Genomic DNA, 21852 nt, shown 5'->3' with positions numbered 1-21852 from the left:
GCTAACCTGGTTAGCTCTTTTCAACTTTTAAGCACCTATTTGAGCTATAGCTCATAATTGAGTAATCATTGACCGCTGGCTTGGTCACGAACTTCCTTACCTTCCACACTGGAATGGTTGAGCAACTCAGACACGGTAACAAATTCATAGCCCTGATTTTTCAACTTGTCGATAATTACAGGGAGTGCTTCATGCGTTTGTTTGGAGGAATCGCTTGCATGCAGCAGTACGATGTCCCCTGGATGTGCCTTGCTTACTACGCGATCAACAATGGTCTGTACACCAGGGTTTTTCCAATCCAAGGAGTCGGTATCCCACTGCACAACCTGATAATTCAGACTATTGGCTACCTGAAGCACTCGCTTGTCAAAGTCCCCGTTGGGCAGACGTAGTAATTTCGGTTCTTTTCCCGTTAAATCGGTTAAAATGCTATGAGCTGTCGAAATTTCTTTGCGAATTTCTTCTTCAGTCAGGCTGCTGTAGTTCTCATGTCTGTGACCATGGCTGCCAATTTCATATCCTGCCTCTTTGATGGCAGTAACAATTTCGGGGTGTGTCTTGCTCCAGGGGGAGGAAAGGAAAAAGGTTGCCTTCTGCACTTTATTCTCCTGAAGAACTTTCAGAATTGGCTCCGTCCGTTTATCCCCCCAGCTAATGTCAAAGGTGAGTGCGATTACCTTCTTCTCGGTTGGAACGCTGTAGACGGCGGATGGTGCTTCCTCCGAGAATACGGAGACATTGCCTCTCTCCAGATAGATAATACCGATCGCAAAGATGGCAGCAACGAGGACAATCAGGAACCGTTTAATCTTTTTGCCGCTAAATACATAGAACGAGTTCATTTCAATAAGCGCCCCTCTCCCATAAGAAATGCTTGTTTACTCTCCAATGTATGCTCGTACTGCCCAGTTATTCGTCACTGATCCTTGTTTGTCCATCATTTTAGATTCTACAGGAGGTTATTATGTTAAAATTCAGTACATTTCTTAAAGATCTTGGTTCCATCCGTAGTGCATTAATCTGGTCCGTAGTTTTGTTTGCTGTTGGTATAGGGGCAGGATGGGTGAGTACAGGGCCACTGGAAGAACTGTTGTTGAACCAAATCGGAGGATTACGTGAAGTCAGTGAACGGCTGGAGCAGGGGGGCAATGTGCAATGGAACTTCTTTCTGTTCATCTTTTTCAATAATGCCATCAAAAGTGTACTTGTCATCTATGCCGGTATATTCTTCGGAATTCTGCCTGTCATCTTCCTGCTGATCAATGGGATGGTCCTTGGATTTGTGGTGCACACCACGATGAATTATGGAGCAAGCTTCTATGACATTGTGGTTAAAGGTTTACTTCCGCATGGCATTATTGAGATTCCGGTCATTATCATTGCTTGCGCCTTCGGACTGAAGTTTGGTGGTCTGGTTATCAAAAGCCTTGCACAACTTGGAAGTGACAAGCGAAATACGATGGGTACCCGGTGGAGAGCATTCATGAATAGGACGCTAACGGCATCCTTTTGGGTTGTCATCTTGCTTCTTGTTGCAGCAATCATTGAAAGCACACTTACGTATACTCTGGTGAGAGGATAAAATTTTGTGATGGTTGGCATTCATAAATTTTCAGAAAGTTGACCATAACAATAAAACGGGTTTCAGCAGCACCCACAAAAGCGAGAATGCACGGGGTGTTGCATGAAACTTGTGTAAGTGTGATAAAGAGGCTATGCACAAAAAGGAGAACTCTAATGCTGGGTATGTTGTTTAACGAGAAGGAATGCAAGGAACTAGACTATGTGCTGCGTAAAGAATTAGATGAGATGCTTTTCGATCTAAGTGATAATCGTCTTGACCAAGAGATCAAATATGCTATCGCGAGCCGATATAAGACTGTGTTCCGCATGTATGCACGCTTTGCCCCGCCAAAAGAGTTGTCCAAGTACGCCAGAGGTGGGAAGCTGAAAAAGTCGAAGCCATAATGCTGAAGCTGGTCATATATTCGATTTACAGTAGTGGAAGGGAGGTGCGGCTCTTCATAGCGGGTGCTGTACCTCTGAACTATGAGAATGTGAAATTGCTGAGGGGTTCATACTTTTTGTCGAAAAAGGGTTGACCTTTCTAATTTCATATGGTAAATTAATTTTCGTTCCTTTTTTAGGAGCGGTTCACGGAAACAAGCGTGAAAATAAAGCGATTGAAAATAATCAAAAAATAATGCTTGCAAAGAGAACTTCAACATGATATATTATAAAAGTCGCCGCTGAAACGACGACAACATGAAAAACAGCACTAAATTGAATGTTTGATCTTTGAAAACTGAACAACGAGTGAGTAAACATTCTGCTTGCAGAATGAACGCGAAAGTTTGAAACAAGCCTTGGCTTGAATCGACTGGAGCACAAATGAGATTTTTAATCTCGTCAGATTCAAAATGAGCTTATCGCTCTTTTCAATACTTTATTGGAGAGTTTGATCCTGGCTCAGGACGAACGCTGGCGGCATGCCTAATACATGCAAGTCGAGCGGAGTTGATAGGAAGCTTGCTTCCTTGATACTTAGCGGCGGACGGGTGAGTAACACGTAGGCAACCTGCCCTCAAGTTTGGGACAACTACCGGAAACGGTAGCTAATACCGAATAATTGTTTTCTTCGCCTGAAGAGAACTGGAAAGACGGAGCAATCTGTCACTTGGGGATGGGCCTGCGGCGCATTAGCTAGTTGGTGAGGTAACGGCTCACCAAGGCGACGATGCGTAGCCGACCTGAGAGGGTGATCGGCCACACTGGGACTGAGACACGGCCCAGACTCCTACGGGAGGCAGCAGTAGGGAATCTTCCGCAATGGGCGAAAGCCTGACGGAGCAATGCCGCGTGAGTGATGAAGGTTTTCGGATCGTAAAGCTCTGTTGCCAGGGAAGAACGCTTGGGAGAGTAACTGCTCTCAAGGTGACGGTACCTGAGAAGAAAGCCCCGGCTAACTACGTGCCAGCAGCCGCGGTAATACGTAGGGGGCAAGCGTTGTCCGGAATTATTGGGCGTAAAGCGCGCGCAGGCGGTCATTTAAGTCTGGTGTTTAATCCCGGGGCTCAACCCCGGATCGCACTGGAAACTGGGTGACTTGAGTGCAGAAGAGGAGAGTGGAATTCCACGTGTAGCGGTGAAATGCGTAGATATGTGGAGGAACACCAGTGGCGAAGGCGACTCTCTGGGCTGTAACTGACGCTGAGGCGCGAAAGCGTGGGGAGCAAACAGGATTAGATACCCTGGTAGTCCACGCCGTAAACGATGAGTGCTAGGTGTTAGGGGTTTCGATACCCTTGGTGCCGAAGTTAACACATTAAGCACTCCGCCTGGGGAGTACGGTCGCAAGACTGAAACTCAAAGGAATTGACGGGGACCCGCACAAGCAGTGGAGTATGTGGTTTAATTCGAAGCAACGCGAAGAACCTTACCAGGTCTTGACATCCCTCTGATCGATGCAGAGATGTATCTTTCCTTCGGGACAGAGGAGACAGGTGGTGCATGGTTGTCGTCAGCTCGTGTCGTGAGATGTTGGGTTAAGTCCCGCAACGAGCGCAACCCTTATATTTAGTTGCCAGCACTTCGGGTGGGCACTCTAGATAGACTGCCGGTGACAAACCGGAGGAAGGTGGGGATGACGTCAAATCATCATGCCCCTTATGACCTGGGCTACACACGTACTACAATGGCCGGTACAACGGGCTGCGAAATCGCGAGATGGAGCCAATCCCAACAAAGCCGGTCTCAGTTCGGATTGCAGGCTGCAACTCGCCTGCATGAAGTCGGAATTGCTAGTAATCGCGGATCAGCATGCCGCGGTGAATACGTTCCCGGGTCTTGTACACACCGCCCGTCACACCACGAGAGTTTATAACACCCGAAGTCGGTGGGGTAACCGCAAGGAGCCAGCCGCCGAAGGTGGGATAGATGATTGGGGTGAAGTCGTAACAAGGTAGCCGTATCGGAAGGTGCGGCTGGATCACCTCCTTTCTATGGAGAATCGTTTCCTGCAACGGAAACATTCAAATAAGCAGGTTCTTAGAACCTGCAACAGCGATTCATTTCGGTCCTTCACTTCGGTGTGGATGAAATGAAGAGTACAAGCAACTCACTCGTTGCTCAGTTTTGAGAGTTCAAACTCTCAAACGTTTGGTGGCGATAGCGAAGGGGTTCCACACGTTCCCATCCCGAACACGACCGTTAAGCCCTTCAGCGTCAATGGTACTTGGACCGCAGGGTCCTGGGAGAGTAGAACGCCGCCAAGCGTAACCCATTTTGGGTTCAAATAGTATATGTAATGTGGGCCCTTAGCTCAGTTGGTTAGAGCGCACCTCTGATAAGGGTGAGGCCGGTGGTTCGAGTCCACCAGGGCCCACCATCTATACCTTTAAACTTTATATGGGGCCATAGCTCAGCTGGGAGAGCGCCTGCCTTGCAAGCAGGAGGTCAGCGGTTCGATCCCGCTTGGCTCCACCAAAAATGTTTTACAAGTTTGTTCTTTGAAAACTAGATATCGAAACGAAACAAACGCGAATTAGAACATTCCTTTAAGCTGAACTTGTGCAAACAAGTCAAGTGTATAAAGGTAGTTAAATTGCTTTTGTGATGGTATCGGGTGAGAGCGACTTTTGGCTTTGCGCAAGCAAAACAAGGGAAGCGAGCGACCGAAACCGGAACAAAATGGTTAAGCTACTAAGAGCACACGGAGGATGCCTAGGCGCTAGGAGCCGATGAAGGACGTGGCGAACAACGAAACTGCCTCGGGGAGCTGTAAGCAAGCTTTGATCCGGGGGTGTCCGAATGGGGAAACCCAGCTGGGGTAATTTCCAGTTACTCACAACTGAATACATAGGTTGTGTAGAGGCATACCAGGGGAACTGAAACATCTAAGTACCCTGAGGAAGAGAAAACAATAGTGATTCCGTCAGTAGCGGCGAGCGAACGCGGAGAAGCCCAAACCAGAGAGCTTGCTCTTTGGGGTTGTGGGACGTCTCACATGGAGTTACAAAGGAACCGGTTAAGCGAAGAGGTCTGGAAAGGCCCGCCAAAGAAGGTAAAAGCCCTGTAGTTGAAAGTCTGTTCCCTCCGAGACGGATCCCGAGTAGTGCGGGGCACGTGAAACCCCGTATGAATCCGGCAGGACCATCTGCCAAGGCTAAATACTTCCTAGCGACCGATAGTGAAGCAGTACCGTGAGGGAAAGGTGAAAAGCACCCCGGAAGGGGAGTGAAATAGAACCTGAAACCGTGTGCTTACAAAAAGTCAGAGCCCGTTTTAGGGGTGATGGCGTGCCTTTTGTAGAATGAACCGGCGAGTTACGTTCCCGTGCAAGGTTAAGGTGAAGAGCCGGAGCCGCAGCGAAAGCGAGTCTGAATAGGGCGACTTAGTACGTGGACGTAGACCCGAAACCGGGTGATCTACCCCTGTCCAGGGTGAAGGTGCGGTAACACGCACTGGAGGCCCGAACCCACGCATGTTGAAAAATGCGGGGATGAGGTGGGGGTAGCGGAGAAATTCCAATCGAACTCGGAGATAGCTGGTTCTCCCCGAAATAGCTTTAGGGCTAGCCTCGGAAAACAGAGTCGTGGAGGTAGAGCACTGATTGGGTGCGGGGCCCGCAAGGGTTACCAAGCTCAGTCAAACTCCGAATGCCATAGACTTACTTCCGGGAGTCAGACAGTGAGTGCTAAGATCCATTGTCAAAAGGGAAACAGCCCAGACCATCAGCTAAGGTCCCCAAGTGTGTGTTAAGTGGGAAAGGATGTGGAGTTGCACAGACAACCAGGATGTTGGCTTAGAAGCAGCCATCATTGAAAGAGTGCGTAATAGCTCACTGGTCGAGTGACTCTGCGCCGAAAATGTAACGGGGCTAAACACACCACCGAAGCTATGGCTTGATGCTTTGCATCAGGGGTAGGGGAGCGTTGTATAAGGGTTGAAGGTGTACCGTAAGGAGCGCTGGACATTATACAAGTGAGAATGCCGGTATGAGTAACGAAAAGATCAGTGAGAATCTGATCCGCCGAAAGCCTAAGGGTTCCTGAGGAAGGCTCGTCCGCTCAGGGTAAGTCGGGACCTAAGGCGAGGCCGAAAGGCGTAGTCGAAGGACAACAGGTCGAAATTCCTGTACCACCGTAAGCCGTTATGAGCAATGGGGGGACGCAGTAGGGTAGTGACGCGGACTGATGGATGTCCGTCTAAGCAGTAAGGCTGATGTGTAGGCAAATCCGCACATTGTAAGGCTGAGCTGTGATGGGGAGCGAAAATTATAGTAGCGAAGGTCATGATCTCACACTGCCAAGAAAAGCCTCTAGCCAGGTGAAGGTGCCCGTACCGCAAACCGACACAGGTAGGCGAGAAGAGTATTCTAAGGCGCGCGGAAGAACTCTCGTTAAGGAACTCGGCAAAATGACCCCGTAACTTCGGGAGAAGGGGTGCCCCGGTAGTGTGAATAGCACGAGGGGGCCGCAGTGAAAAGGCCCAAGCGACTGTTTAGCAAAAACACAGGTCTGTGCGAAGCCGTAAGGCGAAGTATACGGGCTGACGCCTGCCCGGTGCTGGAAGGTTAAGGGGAGTGGTTAGGGAGCAATCCCGAAGCTGTGAACCGAAGCCCCAGTAAACGGCGGCCGTAACTATAACGGTCCTAAGGTAGCGAAATTCCTTGTCAGGTAAATTCTGACCCGCACGAATGGCGTAACGACTTGGGCGCTGTCTCAACGAGAGATCCGGTGAAATTTTAATACCTGTGAAGATGCAGGTTACCCGCGACAAGACGGAAAGACCCCATGGAGCTTTACTGCAGCTTGATATTGAATTTGGGTACGATCTGTACAGGATAGGTGGGAGCCTTTGAAGTGTGAGCGCCAGCTTGCATGGAGGCAACGTTGGGATACCACCCTGATCGTATCTAGGTTCTAACCTGGTACCGTAATCCGGTGCGGGGACAGTGTCAGGTGGGCAGTTTGACTGGGGCGGTCGCCTCCTAAAGAGTAACGGAGGCGCCCAAAGGTTCCCTCAGAATGGTTGGAAATCATTCGAAGAGTGCAAAGGCATAAGGGAGCTTGACTGCGAGACCTACAAGTCGAGCAGGGACGAAAGTCGGGCTTAGTGATCCGGTGGTACCGCATGGAAGGGCCATCGCTCAACGGATAAAAGCTACCCTGGGGATAACAGGCTTATCTCCCCCAAGAGTCCACATCGACGGGGAGGTTTGGCACCTCGATGTCGGCTCATCGCATCCTGGGGCTGAAGTAGGTCCCAAGGGTTGGGCTGTTCGCCCATTAAAGCGGTACGCGAGCTGGGTTCAGAACGTCGTGAGACAGTTCGGTCCCTATCTGTCGTGGGCGTAGGAAATTTGAGAGGAGCTGTCCTTAGTACGAGAGGACCGGGATGGACGTACCGCTGGTGTACCAGTTGTTCCGCCAGGAGCACCGCTGGGTAGCTATGTACGGACGGGATAAACGCTGAAAGCATCTAAGCGTGAAGCCCCCCTCAAGATGAGATTTCCCAGTATGTAAGACCCCTTGAAGACGACGAGGTAGATAGGCTGGGGGTGGAAGTGCAGCAATGCATGGAGCTGACCAGTACTAATCGGTCGAGGGCTTATCCAATAGCAAGTGATAATTCGCATGTTTCGTTTCGAATCTAGTTTTCAGAGAACGATCTCTGAAATGTAAGCTACGCGTTTGGTGGCGATGGCGGAGGGGTTCCACACGTACCCATCCCGAACACGACCGTTAAGCCCTCTAGCGCCGATGGTACTTGGACCGCAGGGTCCTGGGAGAGTAGGACGCCGCCAAGCGAACTCTTTCATCATACATAGAAAACAGGCTCTGCATGTGGACGTTGTACGATGAATTGCATTTGCCCTGCAAATGCATATTATTCCCTGATAGCTCAGTTGGTAGAGCACTCGACTGTTAATCGAGTTGTCACAGGTTCGAGCCCTGTTCGGGGAGCCATTTGCTCTCATAGCTCAGTAGGTAGAGTGCATCCATGGTAAGGATGAGGTCACCGGTTCGATCCCGGTTGAGAGCTTTGGAAATGGGGCCCGTTGGTCAAGGGGTTAAGACACCTCCCTTTCACGGAGGTAACAGGGGTTCGAATCCCCTACGGGTCATATAGTTGGAGGCTTAGCTCAGCTGGGAGAGCATCTGCCTTACAAGCAGAGGGTCGGGGGTTCGATCCCCTCAGCCTCCACCATATTTTTATTGGGGATTAGCCAAGCGGTAAGGCAACGGACTTTGACTCCGTCATGCATAGGTTCAAATCCTATATCCCCAGCCATTTTAGTATGAGTCATTAGCTCAGTTGGTAGAGCACCTGACTTTTAATCAGGGTGTCGAAGGTTCGAGCCCTTCATGACTCACCATCATATGCGCGTGTGGCGGAATTGGCAGACGCACTAGACTTAGGATCTAGCGTCTTTGACGTGGGGGTTCAAGTCCCTCCACGCGCATCCTTTATTTGCGGAAGTGGCTCAGCGGTAGAGCATCGCCTTGCCAAGGCGAGGGTCGCGGGTTCGATTCCCGTCTTCCGCTCCAATATTTTTGCGCCCTTAGCTCAGCTGGATAGAGCGTTTGACTACGAATCAAAAGGCCGGGAGTTCGAATCTCTCAGGGCGCGCCATTATTTTTTTAGTATCGGGATGTAGCTCAGCTTGGTAGAGCACCTGGTTTGGGACCAGGGGGTCGCATGTTCAAATCGTGTCATCCCGATTGTTGTTATGCGGGTGTAGTTCAATGGTAGAACTTTAGCCTTCCAAGCTAATAGCGTGGGTTCGATTCCCATCACCCGCTTACAGAATATAATGAAAGAGCCTTTGCAGATGCAGAGGCTTTTTTATTTTATTTAACGAAATAATCAGCAGTTATTTTATATTATAATTTATGTAAAGTATAATACAGGTTTATTTAAAAAAGAGCCAAGACCCCTTTACTATCCAAATAGGGAGGTCTTGGCTCTTCTGTTTATCTTTGTGGATGAGCTGCCTCTAAGACGCAGCAGCTATTGTATAGTGAAGAGCGCACAATTTAACGTTCGTTGTGGTCCGTCACTCTTTTACGCATGCCAGCTAATCCAAGCAGTCCCAACAAACCAAGCCAGCCCCAATCCATGCCGTTGTCACGGTCGGTTGTTGTGGCGTTTGCCCGAACATTGTTGGTACGATAGTCACCATTGTTGCGGTAGTTTCCATCCATGTTCATATTCATGTTAGAATTAGTGTTTGTGCGGTCCATATAGTTGGTGTCCTGATAAGACCGGACACGTGAGCCGGTTGTATCCATTCCTTTGGACATATGACCATCAGCAGCAGCAGGGCCAGCCATCGCGGCCACCAGAAGCACAGAAGCAATAATTGTTGTACCTTTCTTCATCATGTGGATTCCTCCTTTTTAGTAAGAGCTACAGATTAATCTGCCCAAGAAGACAAGTACAATATGTAGAAATAGTCTGTTAAGATATACCTTTGAGTCCAATTGAATAACAACATACATAAGAAACTTGCCTAGTAAGCAGACTGTAGTGGGAAGAAAATTATAATTACATCTTTAATTTATTGCGTCACTGTGGTAAAGTATACAAAAGCTTGCTTTGCCGGTCATGTTTCTTTGTATATCATCTGTTCTCAAACAATGAAATTATGCGGTTTAACCTTAATATCAGGTACATGGGATCATATCTAAAAGAACTGTATATTTATGAATTTTTAAGTATAGGTATGAGACATATGATTTATGTAAAGTACGTGAAAAAGGTATCATGCGACAGCATATGACCATTAAATGAAGCAGAACAAGAAAATGAATAAAAAAGCGTGTTTTTATGCTGTAAATCGGGGATAATCCCCATTTTTTCTAGTAGAAAAATAAAGATTTTCGTACCATTTTATTGTATGATGTTATGAAGGTGTCAAATTTACGTGTACGAATGGAACGATCAGATGGGAGGATAAGCATGACTGAAACTATGGTAACCGCCAGCAAAAGCCAATCCAACAACCTGCTTCGTAGAGACGTGCGGTTCCTGGGCAATATACTCGGAGAAGTTCTTGTCCATCAAGGCGGCACGGAGCTTCTAGATATCGTTGAGAAGATTCGGGAAACGAGCAAATCGTTACGTGCAGAATTTTTGCCAGAACTGTATGCAGAGTTCAAAACGATGATCCAGGAATTAGACTCGGACAATCGTCATCAGGTTATTCGGGCTTTCGCTATTTATTTTCAATTAGTTAATATTGCTGAACAAAACCATCGGATCCGGCGTAAACGGGATTATGAACGTTCTGCAGGGAACGCTGTGCAGCCAGGATCGATTGAGAAAGCAGTACAGGATCTTAAGGAACGTGGATTGTCTCATACAGAGGTGGAAGAGATTCTCGACGATTTGTCGTTGGAACTCGTTATGACAGCTCACCCAACCGAAGCCATGCGCCGGGTTATTCTGGACATCCATAAACGGATATCTGAAGATGTCATGCTTCTTGATAATCCTACGCTGACGTTGCGTGAACGTGAACAGTTGCGTGAGAAACTGCTGAATGAGGTTATTACACTCTGGCAGACAGATGAACTTCGCGACCGCAAACCGACTGTACTCGATGAAGTGCGGAACGGGATGTACTACTTTCACGAAACGTTGTTCCACGTACTTCCGGATGTATATCAGGAGCTGGAACGTTGCCTGAACAAATTTTATCCTGACCATGACTGGCATGTGCCGACGTATTTGCGGTTCGGTTCCTGGATCGGTGGAGACCGGGATGGAAATCCTTCGGTAACTTCAGATGTAACATGGCAGACGTTGTTGATGCAACGCAAGCTCGCTTTGCGTGAATACCAACGGATTATGATTGAACTTATGGGTCATCTCAGCTTCAGCACAAACATCATTCATGTATCGGATGAGCTGGTGCAGTCGATTGAGCAGGACCGTAATTCTGTTACATTGAAAAAAGTGGATATCTGGCGGAATGAAAAAGAGCCATACCGCATCAAATTGGCCTATATGATTGCCAAACTGAACAATGTACTGGATGAGAACAAATTAGGTCAGCCTGACCGTTATCATAGCGCACAGGATTTGATTGATGAACTGATGATTATTGATCGAAGTCTGCGCCATCATTTTGCCGATTACGTAGCAGATACGACCATTCGCAAAATGATTCGTCAAGTCGAGTTGTTTGGTTTCCATACCGCAGCATTGGATGTGCGTCAGCACAGTAAGGAACATGAAAATGCGATGTCTGAGATTTTGGCGAAAATGAACATTGTAGAGGATTATGCGCGTCTGACTGAAGACGGTAAAATCGATCTGCTCGCTCGTTTGCTGGATGATCCACGTCCGCTTACTTCTCCTTATCACCAATACACGGAGGGAACCAAAGAATGTCTGGATGTCTTCCGTACCATTAAACGTGCCCAGAACGAATTTGGGAACGGCTGTATCACAAGTTACCTGATCAGTATGACGCAGGGCGCAAGTGATTTGCTGGAGGTTATGGTATTTGCCAAAGAAGTGGGCTTATTCACCAAAGGTCACAACGGTGACGTTGTATCTACACTTCAAGCGGTACCACTGTTTGAAACGATTGATGATCTACATGCGGCTTCGGACATTATGCAGAAGCTGTTCAACCTTCCTGTATACCGCGCAAGCGTAAAAGGACGGAATGAACTGCATGAAATCATGCTTGGTTATTCAGACAGTAACAAGGATGGCGGCGTGGTTACTGCCAACTGGGAACTGCGCGTAGCGATGAATGCAATTACGGCTGTAGGTAATGAACACGGCGTTAAGCTGAAGTTCTTCCATGGACGTGGCGGGGCGCTTGGACGTGGCGGCATGCCACTCAACCGCAGTATTCTTGCTCAACCACCACATACGATTGGTGGGGGCATCAAGATTACGGAGCAGGGAGAGGTTATTTCTTCCCGTTATTCCCTTCAGGGAATTGCATACCGCAGTCTGGAGCAGGCAACTTCGGCTCTAATCACAGCAGCACTTAATGGGCTTGAGCCGCAAGAGTCAGCATCCGAACGTCATTGGGACAGCATCATCAAAGAGATTTCGGAAGTATCTCTGACGAAATATCAGGATCTGATTTTCCGTGATCCAGACTTCTTCACCTTCTTCAAAGAATCAACGCCGCTTCCGGAGGTTGGTGAGCTGAATATTGGTTCCCGTCCATCCAAGCGTAAAAATAGTGATAAGTTTGAAGATTTGAGAGCGATCCCTTGGGTATTCGCCTGGACTCAAAGTCGTTATCTGCTTCCGGCATGGTATGCGGCAGGAACAGGATTGCAAAGTTACTATCAGGATAAAGAGGAAAATCTGGTTGTCCTGAAAGAAATGTATGCAAGCTTCCCATTCTTCCGTACATTAATTGATACGGTACAGATGGCCGTAGCCAAGGCAGATCTGGTCATTGCCAAAGAATATTCAGCCATGACTTCGAACAAGGAAGCCCGTGATCGCATCTACGGTCAGATTGAAGCCGAATTCAAGCTCACAAAAGAGCTGATTCTGAAAATTACCGGAGAAGCTGAAATTCTGGATGATGTACCGGTTATTCAAGAATCCATCCGCCTTCGTAACCCTTATGTGGATCCGTTATCCTACATGCAGGTTCAACTTCTGAGCGAGCTCAGAGATATGCGTGAACGTGGTGAGGATGATACGGAACTGCTTAGAGAAGTGTTGCTGACAATCAATGGAATCGCTGCAGGACTTCGTAATACAGGTTGATTATCAATTTGTTGTGAATGATGATTATATGTAATAAAGTACCCATTACTTTGTTAACTAAAAAGCTCCATTCTCTGCTCTACGGAGTAAGAGATGAAACGGGACTCCTGCGGGAGTTCCCGTTTTTACTGTTTTTGGCGGATATTTGTCATACAGTCTTGATTTTTGACCAAAGTTGATTTACGATTTGATTGGTGAATTACAAGTGTGGACGGGTATCAGAAGACGGAAGACCCATCAGCATGTCTGGGGGAATAAGGGTGGACAATTTGGAGAATAGGCTTATTAAACTGGTGCTCAAGGGCGACCAGAGAGCCTTTGCAGAAATCGTTGAACTATATAAGGACAAGCTATTTCATTTGGCATACCGGATGCTGAACAATCGTCATGAAGCTGAAGACGTTGTGCAGGAGACGTTTTTGCGTGTGTTTCGTAATATGGAGAAGTACGATCCGAACCAGAAGTTCTCAACCTGGATATACCGGATCGCAACGAATCTGTGTATTGACCGACTGCGCAGAAAGAAACCTTCATACTCTTTGGATGCTGAACTGAATGATCAGGAAGGATCTGATGGTTATGCGATGCTCCCGAGTGATGATCGTACACCTGAGAGTGAAGCGCTCCTGTCAGAAACGCAGACACTCATTCGTGAGGCCATTGACAGTTTGCCAGCCAAGTATAAGTCCGTTATGATTCTGAGATATTTACAGGACTTGTCGCTACAGGAAATCAGTGATGTGACAGGTATGCCCGTAACAACGATCAAGACACGCGTTCATCGGGGCCGTGATTTTCTACGTAAAAAATTGGAGTATAAGTTATAAATGTTAAGCGCCTTTAAATATGGGCGAAATTATTTGAAACATATCCGAAACGGATGCGTATGTAATGTATGCAAGTCTTATGCGTGCTTTTTAATGGCACATGGACTAAGTGATTTAAGAAAGGATTGGCTCTCATATGGATTGCAACTCGGCCGTCTCTTTAATGCATGAATGTTTGGATGAGTCGTTGTCCCCGGCCCAGAAGGTTGAACTGAAAAGTCACCTTGTGATCTGTCCGGATTGTCGCATGCGCTTTAAAGAGTTGGAACAGACGGAAATGTTACTCTTTGCCATGAAACACTATTCACCGTCTGCCTCTGATGAGCTGACCAATCGAATTATGAATGCTCTGCCCCAGCCCAAGAGACAGCAAGCATGGCTCAAATGGGTCAAAGGACATCCCGCGCTGACGGCGGCAGCCTTCTTTTTGGTCGTGATGCTCTTTAGCGCCTTGAATTTCTGGAATCAGAATAACGAAATGGTTGTTAAGGGAAATAATCTGGACCAGATCGTGATTCAGGGTAACACGGTTATTGTTCCTGAAGGTAAGTCAATTGCTGGCGATCTTACGATAGAAAATGGAACCGCACAAGTATATGGTGATGTGAACGGCAATCTGACGGTTATCGACGGACAACTGTTTCAGGCTTCAACGGCGCATATTTCAGGTCAGGTGAAAAGTATTGATCAGGCGCTGGACTGGTTCTGGTACAAAATAACCAATATGGTAAATGAAGTGGCTTATCGCTAGAACAGGGTAAAATTCTTCAATGGTATATACCAAGCAGGGTACCTCCAGATTGCATGGGGTACTCTTTTTTTATACGCAAACTTTGTAATTCATGGTAAATGTGATGTTTATGTGCAGTTTGAGACTGCCGTAACTTGCAACCTGAACGTTAACGTTATAACCTAGATACTAAAGAGAACATACTACTACATATAGATAAGCATTTTGCACAAATCAAATAATGCAAAAATGCGGAGACAAAGGATTATTTAAAATCCTAATGGGTTAATATGAGATCAGGGTTTACTCATCAATGGGGATAGCGGGGGCTGGCTTATGAATTATTTTGCTGACTTAACGTGGACAGAGTCCATTAAGGACGTTATCGATATATTGATCGTTACCTATATTATGTACAAACTGATTTTGCTTGTGCGGGGGACACGTGCGGTTCAGCTCCTGAAAGGGATTCTGTTCCTTGTGTTGATCTGGGCATTAAGTACGTGGCTAAATCTGTATACGCTCAAATGGTTAATGAACCAGATGTTTACGTTTGGTGTCGTTGCGGTCTTCATTATCTTTCAGCCGGAACTGCGTCGTGGTCTGGAGCAATTGGGACGCGGTAAGCTGTTTGGACGTTCAGCGGCTGCGAGTGATGAAGAATTAACGGTGTTAATTGGTGAGATTATTAAGTCAGTTAATTATTTGTCACGGCGTAAAATTGGCGCTTTGGTCGTATTCGAACGTGAAACAGGTCTGAACGATTACACGGAATCGGGCATTAAGATGCACTCTCTGGTCAGCTCGGAGCTGATGATTAACATCTTTATTCCAAATACACCACTCCATGATGGAGCCGTTATTATACAGGGAAAACAGATTTCGGCAGCAGCTTGTTATTTGCCATTATCAGAGAATCCTTTTATCAGTAAGGAATTGGGAACACGCCACCGTGCAGCAATCGGGATTACCGAAGTTGCAGATGCGATCTGTTTGGTTGTCTCCGAAGAGACAGGACAAGTGTCACTGGCAATGAATGGACAGGTCGTTCGTGATATTAAGGAAGAATCGCTGATTGCCAAACTGTATGAGGAGTTGCGCCCAACATCCAATCTGAAAAAGAATGGCTGGACAACCTTCTGGAAACGGAAGGGAGGACGTAACAATGGATAAGTGGTTTAACAATAATAACTTTGCCAAAATACTTGCACTTGCAGTGAGCCTGCTGCTCTGGTTCATGATTCATCTGGATGAAGTACCAACCACCCCTACGATTACAACAGGGACAACCAACAAGGTTGTGGAACGTACGGTGCCTGTTCAACCTTATGGATTAGACAGCACTAGCTATGTGCTCACTTCATTAAGTACGGATGAGGTCCGGCTGGAGATCAAAGGACAGCGCTCGATGCTAACATCGATTTTTACGAATGATGATTACAAGGTACTGGTCGATCTGAGTCAGGTGAAAGATGGGTCCAATACACTGCCACTTGTACCTGATTTGCCTTCCGGGGTAGAAGTGGTCAGCATGGAACCTTCAATGGTTACGGTGAACGTAGAAAAATTGGGCACCAAATCCTTCAATGTGAATATTGTACCCGAAGGGGAACCATCCGCCGGATACAGCGCTGGAACGCCCGTAACTGAACCTTCGACGCCGGTTAAGGTAACTCTGCCCGAAGGGCAACTCGAGGCTGTAGCGAAGGTCCAGGGCAGTGTGAGCGTGAAAGATGCCAAGGAAGATGTCATACAGAAAAAAGTGAAACTTCAAGCCTACGATGCTGAAGGTAAGGTCCTTGAAAATGCGATTATAACGCCTCAAACGGTTGAAGTCCGAGTTCCGGTCAATCAGCCCTATACATCTGTACCCTTAAGAATCAAATATTCGGGACAGCTTCCGGAAGGCCTGGTACTCTCCACGGTAGAGCCAAACGTGAAAGAAGTCTCGGTTTATGGATCAGAGGATGCGCTTGCAGGTATACAGTCCTACGACCAAGTAACCCTTGATCTTACACAGTTTGATCAGTCGGGTACATCGACAGTTAACGTGGACTTGACGCCGCCTTCCGGTTTTGAGAAAATCGAGCCTAGTTCGATTCAGATCAAGGTAACCATATCACCATTTGACGAGGCAGAGGAGACAACCAAAGTCTTTCCGAACGTCACCATCACACTTACCGGTGAGGGGAATGGACTGGAAGGGACGCTGGTTACGCCTCGAAGCGGCGGTCTGAACCTCACACTTACAGGCTCAGCAAGTATGCTTGAGGGTCTGAGTAGTGATGATCTCACGTTAACCGGGGATCTTGCTGGACTTGCGGTCGGAACGCATGAGATCAAGCTTGAAGCCGACCTGCCCCGTTATGCCAAACTGGATGAATCATCCACTGCATTGAGTGCGACGGTCAAAATTAGCGAAAAGGCTGAAGATACCACGACCACTCCTGGCGAAGAACCGACGGACGAGGGAACGGTAGCACCTGACCCAACACCAGCCGAGGTTGAAAATGGGGAAACAGAGCCTGTTCCTGATGAAGAAGAAACGGAATCGAATACGGATACTCAGGATCAGGGCCAACAGGGGAGCACAAGCAGTCGAGGTAATTTAAATAATAATAACAGCGGTACTGGCAGTAAAAGTGGCGCTAATCCGTAAACGTTCTAATTTTAAAATTCTCAAAAAATAATAATAGTGCTCGTATATGATGCGAATAGAAGGAGTTAAATCATGGGGAAATATTTTGGTACAGACGGTGTAAGAGGGGTTGCCAATAAAGAGTTAACGGCAGAGCTGGCTTACAGCATTGGACGTTGTGGTGGTTACGTGCTTGCAGGTGGTGTGGAAAGACCAAAAGTGGTTATTGGCATGGATACTCGTATCTCGGGATTGATGTTGGAATCCGCATTGGTTGCAGGTCTGTTGTCCATTGGCGCTGATGTGATCCGTCTGGGCGTTGTATCCACTCCGGGAGTGGCGTATATTGCACGTTTGTTGAAAGCTGACGCGGGCGTGATGATCTCGGCTTCCCACAATCCGGTTGAGGATAACGGAATCAAGTTCTTTGGTGGAGATGGCTTCAAGCTGTCTGATGAAACAGAGAACCGGATTGAAGAACTGATGGATGCGGAGACAGATCAATTGCCACGGCCAGTTGGTGGCGGGCTGGGTACTGTAACAACAGATGAGGAATCCCGTTATCGTTATCTTGATTTCCTGAAAACAACTGTAAATGAATCGTTCTCTGGACTTAAAATTGTTTTGGACTGTGCAAACGGAGCAGCTTATGAACTGGCACCAAAATTGTTTAGTGAACTAGGAGCAGAAGTCATTGCCATTGGCGCTGAGCCTAACGGCCTGAATATTAATGAGCAATGTGGATCAACTCATCCAGAGAACCTGAAACAAGAAGTGCTCAAACATAAAGCAGATCTGGGTCTTGCTTTTGACGGGGATGCGGATCGTCTGATTGCTATTGATGAGACAGGCGCTGAGGTGGATGGAGATTTCATTCTGTGTATCTGTGGTGATGCGATGAATCGTGCAGGCAAGTTGAAGGACAGTACTGTTGTATCGACCGTTATGAGTAACATCGGATTCTACAAAGCAACAGAGAAACTTGCACTGAAAACAGCTAAAACGGCAGTAGGTGATCGTTATGTGATGGAGGAAATGCGTCGCGGCGGTTACAACTTGGGTGGAGAACAATCTGGCCATGTTATTTTCCTGGATTACAATACAACTGGAGACGGTATGCTGACTGCGATTCAACTCGTGGATACGCTCAAGGCTTCCGGTAAAAAACTGAGTGAACTAAAAGCGCTAATGACCCAGTACCCACAAGTATTGGTGAATGTACGTGTTGAAGATAAGAGTAAATACGAGGGCAATGCTGCAATCGAGCAAGCTATTGCTACAGTAGAACAACAACTCGGGGATAATGGACGTGTACTCGTTCGTGCTTCAGGTACTGAATCTCTGATCCGTGTTATGGCGGAAGGACCAGATAAAGACGAACTTGAACAATTTGTGTCTCAAATCGCAGATGTAGTGCAAAAAGAACTGGTATAGGACTGGAAGATGTAAGAGTAACCTTCTGCAGACGGTTTTCTTAAGTGAATTGTTGTGTAGAACGAGGCTTAATATAACATGATTTAGGACTTATGCATGGATATTCCTGCGTCCCGGCCTGATGAGACCATAGGTCCGTTTATCCGGTCGGGATTGTAGGTAAATATGCTAAAATTGTCACAGGTACTTTGCTCCATTGCAAAATGGACCTGACGTGCATATAATGAGTGGAGTCGTCATTCAGACACAGAAAGTGAGGAACGTAAGGTTACAGTTACACAAGCGCCAGAGCTTGGAGTTGCGCGGGATGATGTTGATCAGGATTTCTTCTAGGTTGAAGAACGGCTGATTAAGATCAACGGCAATCAAGCTGACGAGGTGGAGGTGTTCGGATTGTTCGGCGGGGACCTCCCGGTGAAGCACCAGAGCCGTAAACCGGATTGCGGAAAATGGATAGGTGACTGTCCACACAACGCGCCGGTGCAGGTGCAAGAGTTAAACTAAAATTCAAATGAATGTGCGTGAAGAGCGTAAACAGTACGCGGACGGGAAAATGATGTACATTCATGATTGCATTCATAACAGCTTATGATGACAGCGGGGCGACACGAGGTCGCTCTGATCATTGATAATTGAATAAGTACCAAGTATTCATGAAACGCTAGGCAATCACTCATTTTTCCGATGTGCCGCCTCTGCCTGTTTCTCTTCGTGACACAGTATTCATATACAAACGGAGGAAATAAATTATGTGCGGTATTGTTGGATATATTGGTAATAAGAACACTCAGTCGGTATTGGTCGAAGGATTGAAGAAACTCGAGTATCGTGGTTATGATTCTGCAGGTATCGCGGTATTCACACCGGAAGGTCTGCAAATCACGAAAGCTCTTGGTCGTCTTGCGAACCTTGAAGCCAAGCTGGATGGTGCACCACTGGTAGGTAATGCCGGAATCGGACACACACGTTGGGCAACTCATGGTAAACCATCGGATGAGAACTCTCATCCACACACGGATGGAAGCCAGAAGTTCTCTGTTGTGCATAACGGTATTATTGAGAACTACCTGGATCTGAAGGATGAATTGATGGCTCAAGGTCACACGTTCACTTCCGAGACAGATACTGAGGTTATCTCTCACCTGATCGCACGTGAATACAATGGTGATATCGTCAAAACAGTACAAAAAGTGATCACGTTGTTGCGTGGCGCATTTGCACTGGGTGTATTGACAGAGCATGAGCCTGAGAAACTCGTAGCTGTGCGTCAAGCAAGCCCATTGATTATTGGTATTGGTGAAGGCGAGAACTTCATTGGTTCCGACATCCCGGCAATTCTGGAACATACACGTAACGTGTACATTCTGAATGATGGTGAAATGGCTGTATTGACACATGATGCTGTCGAATTGATGACGATTGAAGGTAACTTTATTTCTCGGGAAATGATTCGTGTCGATTGGGATGCTGTAACCGCAGAAAAAGGCGGATTCGAGCACTTCATGCTGAAAGAAATTCATGAGCAACCAAAAGCATATCGTGATACTATGCTGGGTCGCATTGATAATGAAGGCAAAAAAGTTCAACTTCCTGAGTTGAAAATGACTGAAGAACAAATCAAAAATATCCGTAACGTTCAAATCATTGCATGTGGTACAGCGTACCATGCAGGTCTGGTTGGACGTACAGTGATTGAGCAATTGGTACGTATTCCGGTTGAAACAGATGTGGCTTCCGAGTACCGTTACCGTTCCCCAATCGTGCACAAAGATACACTTGTAATCGTAGTGAGCCAATCCGGTGAAACTGCCGATACACTTGCTGCATTGCGTGAAGCACAATCCAATGGGGCACATGTACTGGCAATCACAAACGTAGTGGGCAGCTCCATTGCACGTGATGCAGATGATGTTATCGCAACATTGGCAGGTCCTGAAATTGCAGTAGCTTCTACCAAAGCGTATACTTCGCAATTGATTGCGTTTAACTTGCTTGGTCTGTACCTTGCACAAGTTCGTGGTACTCAATCTGCAGAAGAGATTGAACACACGCTGGCAGCAATGCAAGCATTGCCTGAGCAAGTGGAATCCATGTTGGAGCAAGCGGAAGCAATCAAAGGATATGCAGAGCAAATCTCCAAACATGAACATCTCTTCTTCATTGGCCGTGGTCTTGACTATGCAGTAGCTCAAGAAGGATCTTTGAAGCTGAAAGAGATCTCTTATATTCACTCCGAGGCGTATGCTGCGGGTGAGTTGAAACATGGTACGCTTGCATTGATCGAAGATGGTATCCCTGTTATTGCCCTGGCAACGCAGGAGAACGTACTTGAGAAAACAGTGAGCAACATTAAGGAAGTAAAAGCACGTGGCGCAGATGTATTGGCAATTACGTATGAAGAGCACGTAGCACCATTGCTGAAATCCGTAGACCAAGCGTTTGCGATTCCTAAGACGCTGCCACTGCTTAGCCCTGCTTTGTCTGTAGTTGCGCTGCAATTGCTGGCATACTATGCTTCCCTGGCACTGGGTCATGATGTAGATAAACCACGTAACCTGGCGAAAAGTGTAACGGTTGAGTAAGGTAAGGAATTCAGTAAACTAATAAAGTATGGACAAAATAATGGTCCTGATGACTCTAAGTCATCAGGACTTTTTTGATGTTTCAGGAGGGTGGTTCTGAATATTAGAACCACCTTATTTGTGTTTGTGTATTGTAAATTGCGGTCATTCATTGGACGAAAATCCATCAGATTATAAAGTATCTTAGGAAGAGTATCCTTTTGTAATTCTCACATTTGAGAAATATTCTTCGTGCACGAATGTAATCAACTTCTTAAAGAGAATCATTAACCTTCGCAACTCGTAAGTGCAAATATATCCCCAAGAAGGATGCGGATCGGGCATAAAAGATCATTTGAATGGTAAAGGAAGATGACTGAACGTGACGGGTACATCTTTCAACAACTCACAAAATGGTATGCCAAGAAGCAACAATGCGCTTGATGAAGGAGCTTATTACGCGAAATAAAATTACTGACCGTTCAATTCGGACTCAGAACGCGATTGTAATCTGCATGTAAATAAATGAAGGACATCGGAAAGCGTATGAAGGAAAATCTCACGTACGATTTGATGAAGAGGAGCAAAATATATTCACCCTTTACTCTAACAGAGGTGCAGAGAAGAAGGCGTGATACAAAACTATGTCGGCTACCATCCGTGTGGACGCTGTGGCCAGTTTCCAGCCAGGCTTTCAGAAATTGGTCAGGTAATCATGTTAAGTTATTACAAAGTGCAAGGAATTGGAACACCGGCAAAGAATATTTAAAGGAAATATGTACCAAATTTACCTGTTAAATGACTGAATGTCAACACTCGTCGAATTCCTCGATTGATGTCAAATCATTCCCAACGTTTCTTCTCCATTCACTCTTTTTAACGAAAAATGTTAACACATAATGT

Annotated in this window: 11 protein-coding genes, 13 tRNA genes and 4 rRNA genes; 26 read left to right on the top strand and 2 right to left on the bottom strand. The window is 46.7% G+C overall.

What is annotated here, in order from left to right:
* Positions 1-65 precede the first annotated feature (65 nt).
* On the bottom strand, positions 66-842 hold the full coding sequence (gene pdaB, locus MHH92_RS26605; protein ID WP_253503532.1) for a polysaccharide deacetylase family sporulation protein PdaB: 777 nt from the start codon (positions 840-842) through the stop codon (positions 66-68).
* Between the two features lie 122 nt (positions 843-964).
* On the opposite strand from pdaB, the gene MHH92_RS26600 reads away from it, so the two are divergent.
* From MHH92_RS26600 to MHH92_RS26510, 19 genes are all read left to right on the top strand, one after another.
* The gene (locus MHH92_RS26600) at positions 965-1582 is read left to right on the top strand and encodes a stage II sporulation protein M (protein ID WP_036607221.1); all 618 of its coding nucleotides are present in this window, start codon (positions 965-967) and stop codon (positions 1580-1582) included.
* 155 nt (positions 1583-1737) lie between these two features.
* Positions 1738-1968 carry a hypothetical protein gene (locus MHH92_RS26595; protein WP_017692114.1) on the top strand — a complete coding sequence of 77 codons (231 nt, stop codon included), beginning with the start codon at positions 1738-1740 and terminating at the stop codon, positions 1966-1968.
* A 478-nt stretch (positions 1969-2446) separates the two neighbouring features.
* Positions 2447-3999: ribosomal RNA gene (locus tag MHH92_RS26590) — 16S ribosomal RNA — on the top strand.
* Positions 4000-4157: 158 nt separating this feature from the next.
* Positions 4158-4274: ribosomal RNA gene (gene rrf, locus MHH92_RS26585) — 5S ribosomal RNA — on the top strand.
* A 36-nt stretch (positions 4275-4310) separates the two neighbouring features.
* A tRNA-Ile gene (locus MHH92_RS26580) sits at positions 4311-4387 on the top strand.
* A gap of 22 nt (positions 4388-4409) precedes the next feature.
* Positions 4410-4485 (top strand) — tRNA-Ala (locus tag MHH92_RS26575).
* A gap of 206 nt (positions 4486-4691) precedes the next feature.
* Positions 4692-7619: ribosomal RNA gene (locus tag MHH92_RS26570) — 23S ribosomal RNA — on the top strand.
* A gap of 74 nt (positions 7620-7693) precedes the next feature.
* Positions 7694-7810, top strand: a 5S ribosomal RNA gene (gene rrf / locus MHH92_RS26565).
* Together the 16S, 23S and 5S rRNA genes with 13 tRNA genes alongside form the textbook arrangement of a ribosomal RNA operon.
* 84 nt (positions 7811-7894) lie before the next feature.
* Positions 7895-7970, top strand: a tRNA-Asn gene (locus MHH92_RS26560).
* A gap of 3 nt (positions 7971-7973) precedes the next feature.
* Positions 7974-8046 (top strand) — tRNA-Thr (locus tag MHH92_RS26555).
* A gap of 10 nt (positions 8047-8056) precedes the next feature.
* Positions 8057-8128: transfer RNA gene (locus MHH92_RS26550), tRNA-Glu, on the top strand.
* A gap of 7 nt (positions 8129-8135) precedes the next feature.
* Positions 8136-8211: transfer RNA gene (locus MHH92_RS26545), tRNA-Val, on the top strand.
* Between the two features lie 9 nt (positions 8212-8220).
* Positions 8221-8295, top strand: a tRNA-Gln gene (locus MHH92_RS26540).
* A gap of 9 nt (positions 8296-8304) precedes the next feature.
* Positions 8305-8380, top strand: a tRNA-Lys gene (locus MHH92_RS26535).
* Positions 8381-8386: 6 nt separating this feature from the next.
* Positions 8387-8467, top strand: a tRNA-Leu gene (locus MHH92_RS26530).
* Positions 8468-8477: 10 nt separating this feature from the next.
* A tRNA-Gly gene (locus tag MHH92_RS26525) sits at positions 8478-8552 on the top strand.
* Positions 8553-8560: 8 nt separating this feature from the next.
* Positions 8561-8637 (top strand) — tRNA-Arg (locus MHH92_RS26520).
* 15 nt (positions 8638-8652) lie between these two features.
* Positions 8653-8726 (top strand) — tRNA-Pro (locus tag MHH92_RS26515).
* Between the two features lie 10 nt (positions 8727-8736).
* A tRNA-Gly gene (locus MHH92_RS26510) sits at positions 8737-8807 on the top strand.
* A 234-nt stretch (positions 8808-9041) separates the two neighbouring features.
* Here MHH92_RS26510 and MHH92_RS26505 read toward each other — a convergent pair.
* A complete protein-coding gene (locus MHH92_RS26505) occupies positions 9042-9389 on the bottom strand; it encodes a WGxxGxxG family protein (protein WP_076328832.1) in 348 nt (115 codons plus the stop codon).
* A 577-nt stretch (positions 9390-9966) separates the two neighbouring features.
* Here MHH92_RS26505 and ppc point away from each other — a divergent pair.
* From ppc to glmS, 7 genes are all read left to right on the top strand, one after another.
* Positions 9967-12759: a phosphoenolpyruvate carboxylase gene (ppc, locus tag MHH92_RS26500; protein ID WP_253503530.1), complete on the top strand. Its 2793-nt coding sequence runs from the start codon at positions 9967-9969 to the stop codon at positions 12757-12759.
* Positions 12760-13019: 260 nt separating this feature from the next.
* Positions 13020-13586, top strand: a complete 567-nt coding sequence (gene sigW, locus MHH92_RS26495) for an RNA polymerase sigma factor SigW (protein ID WP_036614044.1) — start codon at positions 13020-13022, stop codon at positions 13584-13586.
* Positions 13587-13722: 136 nt separating this feature from the next.
* Positions 13723-14337: a zf-HC2 domain-containing protein gene (locus MHH92_RS26490; RefSeq protein ID WP_036614042.1), complete on the top strand. Its 615-nt coding sequence runs from the start codon at positions 13723-13725 to the stop codon at positions 14335-14337.
* Between the two features lie 315 nt (positions 14338-14652).
* Positions 14653-15489, top strand: coding sequence for a diadenylate cyclase CdaA (gene cdaA / locus MHH92_RS26485; protein ID WP_017692119.1), 837 nt, complete (start codon positions 14653-14655; stop codon positions 15487-15489).
* Positions 15482-16975, top strand: coding sequence for a CdaR family protein (locus tag MHH92_RS26480; RefSeq protein WP_340907164.1), 1494 nt, complete (start codon positions 15482-15484; stop codon positions 16973-16975). The genes cdaA and MHH92_RS26480 overlap by 8 nt, the downstream gene beginning before the upstream one ends.
* A gap of 72 nt (positions 16976-17047) precedes the next feature.
* Complete coding sequence (gene glmM, locus MHH92_RS26475; RefSeq protein ID WP_017692121.1) at positions 17048-18388, top strand: phosphoglucosamine mutase; 1341 nt, start codon at positions 17048-17050, stop codon at positions 18386-18388.
* Positions 18389-19137: 749 nt separating this feature from the next.
* On the top strand, positions 19138-20970 hold the full coding sequence (gene glmS / locus MHH92_RS26470) for a glutamine--fructose-6-phosphate transaminase (isomerizing) (RefSeq protein ID WP_036668148.1): 1833 nt from the start codon (positions 19138-19140) through the stop codon (positions 20968-20970).
* Positions 20971-21852 lie beyond the last annotated feature (882 nt).

Origin of the sequence: Paenibacillus sp. FSL M7-1414 (genome assembly GCF_038003195.1) — a bacterium.
GTDB classification, from domain to species: Bacteria; Bacillota; Bacilli; order Paenibacillales; family Paenibacillaceae; genus Paenibacillus; species Paenibacillus amylolyticus.
This window is presented reverse-complemented; position numbering and strand designations above follow the sequence as displayed.

Coding starts and splice junctions, on each gene's coding strand:
- MHH92_RS26595 (WP_017692114.1), top strand. CDS start 1,738: ATGCTGGGTATGTTGTTTAACGAGAAGGAATGCAAGGAACTAGACTAT.
- ppc (WP_253503530.1), top strand. CDS start 9,967: ATGACTGAAACTATGGTAACCGCCAGCAAAAGCCAATCCAACAACCTG.
- glmS (WP_036668148.1), top strand. CDS start 19,138: ATGTGCGGTATTGTTGGATATATTGGTAATAAGAACACTCAGTCGGTA.
- cdaA (WP_017692119.1), top strand. CDS start 14,653: ATGAATTATTTTGCTGACTTAACGTGGACAGAGTCCATTAAGGACGTT.
- MHH92_RS26600 (WP_036607221.1), top strand. CDS start 965: ATGTTAAAATTCAGTACATTTCTTAAAGATCTTGGTTCCATCCGTAGT.
- MHH92_RS26480 (WP_340907164.1), top strand. CDS start 15,482: ATGGATAAGTGGTTTAACAATAATAACTTTGCCAAAATACTTGCACTT.
- glmM (WP_017692121.1), top strand. CDS start 17,048: ATGGGGAAATATTTTGGTACAGACGGTGTAAGAGGGGTTGCCAATAAA.
- pdaB (WP_253503532.1), bottom strand. CDS start 842: ATGAACTCGTTCTATGTATTTAGCGGCAAAAAGATTAAACGGTTCCTG.
- MHH92_RS26490 (WP_036614042.1), top strand. CDS start 13,723: ATGGATTGCAACTCGGCCGTCTCTTTAATGCATGAATGTTTGGATGAG.
- MHH92_RS26505 (WP_076328832.1), bottom strand. CDS start 9,389: ATGATGAAGAAAGGTACAACAATTATTGCTTCTGTGCTTCTGGTGGCC.